The sequence below is a fragment of the Aminobacter sp. J41 genome, assembly GCF_000526635.1.
GTDB lineage: Bacteria > Pseudomonadota > Alphaproteobacteria > Rhizobiales > Rhizobiaceae > Aerobium.
This window is the reverse complement of sequence record NZ_JAGL01000064.1, coordinates 1-7,868: the sequence shown is the minus strand read 5'-3', so window position 1 is coordinate 7,868 and position 7,868 is coordinate 1. Positions and strand designations below refer to the sequence as shown.

Here is a 7,868-nt window from a genome sequence, read left to right as displayed (position 1 = left end):
CCGAAGGAGCATCGGGCCAAGCTTCACAGCACGAATCCGATCGAACGCCTTAACGGGGAGATCAAGCGGCGCACCGATGTCGTCGGCATATTCCCGAATGACGACGCCATCGTGCGTCTCGTCGGAGCCCTGCTGCTCGAACAGAACGATGAATGGGCCGTTCAGCGTGCCCGCTACATGACGCTGGAAAGCGTCGGACAATTGAGCGATGATCCCTTCATCAGCCTGCCAGCAGTAGCAGCACGCTGACCAACCCGGCCAAGCCGGACAGCACGGCGACCAATGCCGTCAGTTACACCACGCGGTGGGACACCATCTTGCTCTTCCTGGGTCACTGACAGCAGTACACCGTCGTAATCCAACTACCGTCCATGCTTGAAGCCAGCGGACGACGACTGTCCGTTTCCTCCATTTCCACCCACGCGGGTGACAGGCGCGACCGGGGGATCCTCCCCTGCGAAGCGGGGGAGGGGAACCATGCGAAGCATGGTGGAGGGGGCATGCGAAGAACCCGCGTAGAAACGCGGGCACGACTGGCACTCCAGCGACGGTGGCGGGTCTACGCCCTACCCGTCGATATCCTCCTGCGCGGGAAGGCCCGCGGCGGTGCGGCCGGCGATGTAGCCGAAGGTCATCGCCGGGCCGATGTTGATGCCGCCGGCGGGGTAGAAGCCACCCATCACATTGGCGGTGTCGGTACCGGCGGCGAACAGGCCGGGGATCGGATTGCCCGAAGTGTCGACGACGCGGGACTTGGCGTCGGTGCGCAGGCCGGCAAAGCAGCCGAAGCTGCCGGGAACGACGCGCAGCGCAAGGAACGGTCCCGTCTCGATCGGCGCGACGCACGGGTTCGGCTGCTGGGCAGGATCGCCCTGCAGCCGCTGGTAGGGCGTCGAGCCACGCTGGAACAACGGGTCGAGCCCCTGCCGGGCAAAGCGGTTCCATTCGGCGATGGTGGCGCGAAGGCCGAGCGGATCGATGCCGCAGGCTTCGGCGAGGTCCTCGATGGTGTTGGCCTGCACGAGATAGCCGTTGCGCAGCCACGGCCCCAGCGGCAGCGGCGCGGGCCGCGAGATGCCAAGGCCGTAGCGGCGCTGGAAGGCCACGGTGCAGATCAGCCAGCTTTCGGCACGCTGGCCGCGCGTCTTTTCGAGGAGAGCGGTAACGTAGTCATGGTAGCCCATGCCCTCGTTGCAGAAGCGCTTGCCATCTCGCGTCACCGCGATGATGCCGGGCTTGCCGCGCTCGATGATGTGCGGGAACACGCCCTTCGTGCCGTCTTCCCACGGCACTTCCGAAACCGGGCACCAGGCGCCAGGCGAGGCAAGGCTTGCGTCGAAAGCGGCGCCGACCTCGAGCGCCATGCGGCGGCCGTCCCCGGTCGCCTCCGGCACCGCGAGCGTGCGGTGCAGGTCGGCCGCCGGAAACAGCTCGTTGACCAGCGCTGCGTCATGGGTAAAGCCGCCGGTCGCCAGCACAACGCCCTGCGCGGCGCGGATTATCTCGACGCCTTCCGGCGTCTCGATCTCGGCGCCGGCGATGCGGCCGTGCTCGACGATGAGCCGGCGCGCCGGGGAATTGACGCGGAAGACGACGTCGCGGTCGGCGGCCGAGCGCATCAGCCGGGCAATCAGCGCCGAGCCGTTGCGCAGCTGCATCGCCCGCTTGTGGCGGGCAAGGTCCCAGAAATGCTTCGTCACCCGCTTCGTCACGTGCAGGAACGAGGCGGAGGATTGCATCATGGTCATGAAGGCGCGCAGGTCCGCGCCAGCCTGGATGGTGAGGCCCTTGAAGGTCGTCTCGCGCAGCGGATGGCGCAGAAGGTGGATCATCTCGCCGAGCGCGCGCCCGTCATAGGGCGCGGCGATCACCGAGCGGCCGCCGGTGCCGGCACCCTCGATGTGACCGTAGGTGTCGGGGATGTGGTTGCCGGGCTCGAACTGCAGCGAGGTGTGGGTCTCGAAGAAGTCCACCATGTGCGGCGCGTGCCGCAGGAAGGCATCGACGCGGTCTTCCTGAAAATGGTTGCCGAGGACGCCCTTCAGATACTGCTTCGGCTTCTCGTAGGGCTCGTTGATGCCGGCGCGGCGGGCAAGCGGATTGCGCGGCGCGAAGATCCAGCCGCCGGCCCAGGCGGTGGTCCCGCCGAGAACCGGCGCCTTTTCGGCGACGATCACCTTCAGCCCGCAATGCGCGGCGGTGACGGCGGCCGAAAGGCCGCCGGCGCCAGAGCCGATGACCAAGAGGTCGCACTCGTTGAGGGATTCGGAGCCCGCTGCTTCGCTCGTCATGTGGTTGCCCCTCACTTGGTGGCAGCCGGAAGACCAGGAATGCGCAGGAGCGCAGCCTCGGCGATGCCGCCGTCGATGGCGAGCACCTGCCCGGTGACGTAGGAGGCCGCGGGGCTCGCGAAATAGGCAATCGCCTCGGCGACATCCTCCGGGCGGCCGATGCGGCCCAGCGGCACGATCTTTTCCCGGGCCGCGCGCACGTCGGCATTCGCATAGACACCGGCGGTAAGCGGGGTCTCGATCAGGCCGGGCGCCACCATGTTGGCGCGGATGCCGGCGTGCGCCCATTCCTGGGCAAGCTGGCGCACCAGCATCGTCAACGCCGCCTTGGCCGCCGAATAGGAGCCGTGGCCGCAATGCGGCTGGAGCCCGGACGTGGAGCCGACCGCGACGATGTTGCCGCGACTTGCCGACAGCGCCTCGAAAAGCTCGCGGGCGATCAGGAAGGTCGGCCGGGTGTCGACGTCGAACAGGCGGTCCCAGCTTTCCGTCGACAGTTCGGACAGCTTTGCCGGGGCAACCGCGCCCGCATTGGACACAAACACGTCCATGCCGCCGCAGAAGGCGAGCGCCTGACGCGCCAGCTCCACGCAGAAGCCGGCATCCCCGAGGTCCCCCGCTACGTGCAGAACCTGCGCGCCCAGTGCTTCCAGCTCGCCGATGAGGGCGTCCGGGGCACCCTTCTTGCCCGTCGTGGTGATGGCGATCGCGAGCGACTGGCCGGCGGCCTGGGCGTCCGCCGCCAGCTTGCGGCAGGTTGCGCCGCCGATTCCATCGCTGGCGCCGGTGACGAGGATGCGTCGGTCGAACTGTGTGGACATACGAACAAGGCCTTGATTTTTCGTTGGAGAACGGCCTCTGTCAAATGCCCTTGCGGAACTGAAGACTGTTCCGATATTGACATTGGCGGAATGCCATTCCAGAATTGAATACATTCAACAACTACTTGCGAATGTCAATTTCGCCCCACCCCAGAGGAACCCATGACCGTATCCCTATCCCGTTGTGCCCTCATCGCCGCCGGCCTCGTCCTGTCGCTCGCTTCGTCCGTCTCGGCTGAGACGCTGCGCATCGCGCACTCTTCGCCCGACCAGAGCCTGATCAACGAGGCGATGGAGAAGTTCAAGGCGGAGCTGGAGGCAAAGACCAACGGCGAAATCAGCGTCGAGATCTATCCGAACGGCCTGCTGGGCGATGAAGGCCCGGTCGCGGAAGCTGTCGGCGACGGCTCGATCGACATGGGCCTCGGCGGCGTCATCGACTCGATCGACCCGCGCCTGTCGGTCATCTCGCTGCCGTTCCTGTTCACGGACTTCAACGACGTTCACGCCGTGCTCGATGGCCCGTTCGGCGAGGAGCTGTACAAGATGGCCGAGCCGCGCGGTTACAAGATCGTCGGCGTTCTCGACTCCGGCTTCCGCTCCTTCACCAACAACGTCCATCCGATCAACACGCCGGACGACTTCAAGGGCCTGAAGCTGCGCGTTCCGCCGATCCCGGTCGCTCTCGAGACCGTCAAGGCTTTCGGCGCCCTGCCGCAGACCGTTCCGTACGGCGAGACCTACATGGCGCTGCAGTCGGGCGCGGTTGACGGCGCCGAGCCGGAGCTGCGCGACTTCGTCGACGCCAAGTGGTCGGAAGTCCAGAAGTACCTGTCGGTTTCCAACTACATGTGGATGGCAAACTTCTGGTTCATGAATGGCGAGCGCTTCAACAGCCTGTCGCCGGAGCACCAGGCGGCGCTGACAGAGACCGCGAAGGACGTCCAGACCTGGTACCGCGCCCAGCTGAACGACACCTACGCGAAGCTGCTGACCGAACTCGCCGAGCAGGGCGTCGAGATCAACACCGTCGATACCGCTCCGTTCGTCGAGCTGGCGGAGCCGGTCTACGAGATGTTCTCGAAGGAATACGGCGCTGACCTCGTGAAGGCAGTTCGCGAAGCCGCACAGGCTCAGTAATGGGTGTACTCGCGAAGATTTCCTCGCGGGTATGGGTGGCAGCGGGCCTTCTTGCGCTCGCTGCCGTCATCCTCGTCACCGGTGTCGGGACGATTTCGCGCACCTTCGCGACCAACAAGTTCGCCTGGTCGTTCGAGGTGGTCGGCATCGCCTTCATCTGGGTCACCGCGCTTGGCACCGTCATGGCCGAGGCCGCGCGGGAAAACGTCGCCATCGACGTGCTCGACCAGAACCTGCCGCCGAAGCCGCTGCGCATTCTCGCGATCGTCCGCCACGTCATCACCACGCTGATCATGCTGGCCATCCTCTTCAGCGGCTGGGCCATGCTGCAGCGCTCGGCCTTCACGCCGACGCCGGTGATGCGCCTGCCGATGTGGGTCCAGCACGGCGCGATCGTCGTGATGGCAGCCGGCATCATCGCCGTGCAGTTCTACCAGGCTCTCAAGCTCTTCCGGAAAGACCAATGATCCTCCTCATTCTCTGCGGCGTCTTTCTGGGACTGATGATCATCGGCATGCCGATCGCCTGGGCGCTGGCGGGCTCCGTCGTCGCCGTCTTCTACAGCGGTGTCTTTCCGCTGCCGCCGGGCTGGCTCGGGCAGCAGCTCTTCCGCGGGATGGATTCCATCTCGCTCGCCTCGATCCCGCTGTTCCTGTTTGCCGGCGGCATCATGAACGAGGGCGGCCTCACCCGCCGCATCATCGCCGTTGCTGACGCATGCCTTGGCTGGATGCGCGGCGGCCTTGGCCCGGTCAATGTCGGCACCGGCATGATCTATGGCGGCATTTCCGGCTCGGCCACCGCCGACACCGGCGCCGTCGGCACCATCATGATCCCGGCCATGCGTGAGCGCGGCTACCCGGTTGGATTCGCAGCGGCGGTGACCGCTGCATCGGGAACTCTCGGCATTATTCTTCCTCCGTCAGTCGTCATGATCATGTACGGCGTCATCACCGGAACCTCGATCGGTGGTCTGTTTGCAGCCGGCATCCTCCCAGGACTTCTCCTCGGCTTCGCGTTCATGGTCACCGCCTACGTCGTCGGCGTCCGCAACGGCTTCCCCAAATCCGGCCAGCGCTTCGTGCTCAGCACCTTCCTCGTCAATGTCTGGAAGGCACTGCCGGCACTGTTAATGCCGCTCGTCGTCATCGGCGCGCTTGTCGGCGGCTTTGCCACCGTTACCGAAGCCTCCTTCGTCGCGGTCGTGTGGGCGATGCTGGTTGCGGTGTTCATCTACCGCGAGCTGACCTGGAAGGGCCTGATGCAGGTGTCGCTCGAGACCCTGCGCACCTCGGGCGCGATCATGATCATCATGGCGGTCGCCGTGCCGTTCGCATGGCTGCTGACGGTTGCGCAGGTTCCGAACACGGTCGCCAACGGCCTGCTCGGCGCGGTTGCAGACCCGACCCTCAAGGTTGCGGTGATCCTGCTGATCCTCCTGTTCGTCGGCCTGTGGCTCGACACCGGCCCGGCGCTGGTCATCCTTGCCCCGATCGTTCACCCGATCGCGGTGAAGATGGGTCTCGACCCGTACCAGATCGGCCTGATCTTCACCGTCGGCCTCGGCATCGGCCTGTTCACGCCGCCGGTTGGCACCAACCTGTTCGTCGTCTGCAACGTCGCCAAGATCGACCTCTGGACCGTGACCCGCGCCATCGTGCCGTTCTGGGTCTCGAGCGTCATCGTCCTGATCATGATCGCCTATATCCCGGCGCTCACCACCTTCATTCCGAGCTACTTCAACTTCTGAGTTCAGGAGCGGCGCCAGCGCGCCGCTCCTCCCCCTCTTCTTCGGAGTTTCCCATGAGCTACCAGCCTTCCAAGACCCTTCCGGCCGGCGTTTCCAGCCAGGCCCGCGCGCTCGGCGTGCTCGACGGCCGCGACTTCTACGTGAAGTCGAGCAAGGGCGCCCGCATCATCGACAGCTACGGCACCTCCTTCGTCGACTACGGCATGGCGATGGGCGCGAACCTCCTCGGCCACGCCCACCCGGCGATCGTCAAGGCCTGCACCGAGGCGCTCGAGAACGGCCCGATGCCGGGCTTCCCGAACATGCTCGAGAACGAGGCAGCCGACGCGCTGGTCAAGATCGGCGGCGAGCGCATCACCCGCCTGACCTTCACCACCACCGGCACCGAGGCCGTCCACCTCGCCAACCGCATCGTGCGCGCCAAGACCGGCCGCAAGCTGATCGCGAAGTCGGTCGGCGGCTATGACGGCTGGTTCGAGGAAGTCCGTTTCGGCCTCGTCAACTCGCCGGAGACCGCGCGCACCAACGAGCGCCCGGTTCGCTCGGACGTGACGCTGCTGCGCGTCAACGACATGGACGACCTGACCTCGCTGTTCGCGACCTATGGCGACCAGCTCGCCGCCGTCCTGATCGAGCCGCTGCTCGGCAACACCGCCTGCCTCAAGCCGGAGCGCGAGTGGGTCGAGATGCTGAACAGCCTCGCCGCCAAGCACGGCGTCATGATCATTTCGGACGAGGTGATGGCGGGCCTGCGCCAGGGTTTCGGTCTCGTTGCCGACACCATCGGCCTCAAGGCTGACCTCGTCACCATGGGCAAGGCGATCGGCACCGGCGTTCCGGTTGCTGCGGTGCTCGGCACCAACGACGCCTTCTCGGTCTGCGACGACAACACGGTTCCGCGCTTCGGCACCTATCACGGCAACCCGATGGTCAGCGCCGCGATCCTCGCCACCACCGAGATCCTGTCGAAGGCCGACTACCAGACCGGCCTCTATGACTTCGGCGCGAAGCTGCGCGCCGGCATCGTCGAGGCTTATGCCGCCGAGGGCATCGCCGTCTCGACCGCCGGCTTCGACAGCGTCTTCTCGCTGTGGTTCTCGCCGGAGGTTCCGGTGAACTACGACGACGCGCTGCAGAAGGTCCGCATCGATGCCTCGCGCATCAACTACGAGGAACTGCGCCGCAACAACGTCATCGGCCTGCCGTCCCCGTGGGGCCGCTATTTCGTCTCCTTCTCGCATGGCGACGAGGAGCTGGAGATCTCCCTTTCCGCCTTCCGCAAGGCCGCAGCCAAGGTTGCAGCCGCGAAGGTGCTTTGAGCGGCGGGGCCACGCCGCTCGACATGAGAAGGGAGGCGCCCCCGCGCCTCCCTTCAGACCACTGACAAACCCGCCAATTTTTGGCGGGTTTTCGTTTGGGCGGGATGACAGAGCGCAGGGGCGCTGGCGGCGCCTGACGAAGTGAAGATAATGAAGGGGCGAGAGGGCCTCATGCCCCCGCCAGGCGGGGCTGGCGGGTGAGTGCCAGGGCGATCTTCTTCATGTTCTGGCTGGCGGCTGCCAGCAGGCATTGCCANGTNACCTTCATNAGNCCGCGGAACCGCGCATAACGGTGCCCGTGCAGCTGTTTGGCGTCGGCAAACGAGCGCTCCACCGTCTCCTTGCGTCGCTTGTAGATCGCCTTGCCCCACGCCGTTTTGCGGTAACTGTCCGTCCGTTCGCGGGCGTCCGCCCACACATGCAGGGTGATGGTGCGGACCGCCTTGGCGTTCGACGTGCAGGAGGCCAGCAGCGGACAGGTCCTGCACTGTGCCGGGTCGGACCGGTAGTGCCGGTAGCCGTTGCGGTCGGTGGTGGCATAGCCGAG

The 7,868-nt window shown here is 65.9% G+C and carries 8 protein-coding genes; 5 read left to right on the top strand and 3 right to left on the bottom strand.

Annotated elements, in window-relative coordinates:
- A partial coding sequence (locus L630_RS21945) for a transposase (protein ID WP_034331098.1) occupies window positions 1-249 on the top strand: 249 nt, incomplete at its 5' end.
- 317 nt (window positions 250-566) lie between these two features.
- On the opposite strand, the gene L630_RS0119985 is transcribed toward L630_RS21945, so the two are convergent.
- Both L630_RS0119985 and L630_RS0119980 read right to left on the bottom strand, forming a co-directional pair.
- On the bottom strand, window positions 567-2,291 hold the full coding sequence (locus L630_RS0119985; protein ID WP_024849960.1) for an FAD-dependent oxidoreductase: 1,725 nt from the start codon (window positions 2,289-2,291) through the stop codon (window positions 567-569).
- Between the two features lie 11 nt (window positions 2,292-2,302).
- Window positions 2,303-3,112, bottom strand: coding sequence for an SDR family NAD(P)-dependent oxidoreductase (locus L630_RS0119980; protein WP_024849959.1), 810 nt, complete (start codon window positions 3,110-3,112; stop codon window positions 2,303-2,305).
- Between the two features lie 162 nt (window positions 3,113-3,274).
- Between L630_RS0119980 and L630_RS0119975 the strand changes: the two genes are divergently transcribed.
- From L630_RS0119975 to L630_RS0119960, 4 genes are read left to right on the top strand one after another with little or no spacing between them, the layout of a single operon-like run.
- Window positions 3,275-4,252, top strand: a complete 978-nt coding sequence (locus L630_RS0119975; RefSeq protein ID WP_024849958.1) for a TRAP transporter substrate-binding protein — start codon at window positions 3,275-3,277, stop codon at window positions 4,250-4,252.
- A complete protein-coding gene (locus L630_RS0119970) occupies window positions 4,252-4,719 on the top strand; it encodes a TRAP transporter small permease (protein WP_024849957.1) in 468 nt (155 codons plus the stop codon). The genes L630_RS0119975 and L630_RS0119970 overlap by 1 nt, the downstream gene beginning before the upstream one ends.
- Window positions 4,716-6,002: a TRAP transporter large permease gene (locus tag L630_RS0119965; protein WP_024849956.1), complete on the top strand. Its 1,287-nt coding sequence runs from the start codon at window positions 4,716-4,718 to the stop codon at window positions 6,000-6,002. The genes L630_RS0119970 and L630_RS0119965 overlap by 4 nt, the downstream gene beginning before the upstream one ends.
- Window positions 6,003-6,055: 53 nt before the next feature.
- On the top strand, window positions 6,056-7,321 hold the full coding sequence (locus L630_RS0119960; protein ID WP_024849955.1) for an aminotransferase class III-fold pyridoxal phosphate-dependent enzyme: 1,266 nt from the start codon (window positions 6,056-6,058) through the stop codon (window positions 7,319-7,321).
- A gap of 169 nt (window positions 7,322-7,490) precedes the next feature.
- Here L630_RS0119960 and L630_RS21940 read toward each other — a convergent pair.
- Window positions 7,491-7,868 (bottom strand): transposase (locus L630_RS21940; protein WP_034331094.1); only part of this gene is annotated, 378 nt, incomplete at its 5' end.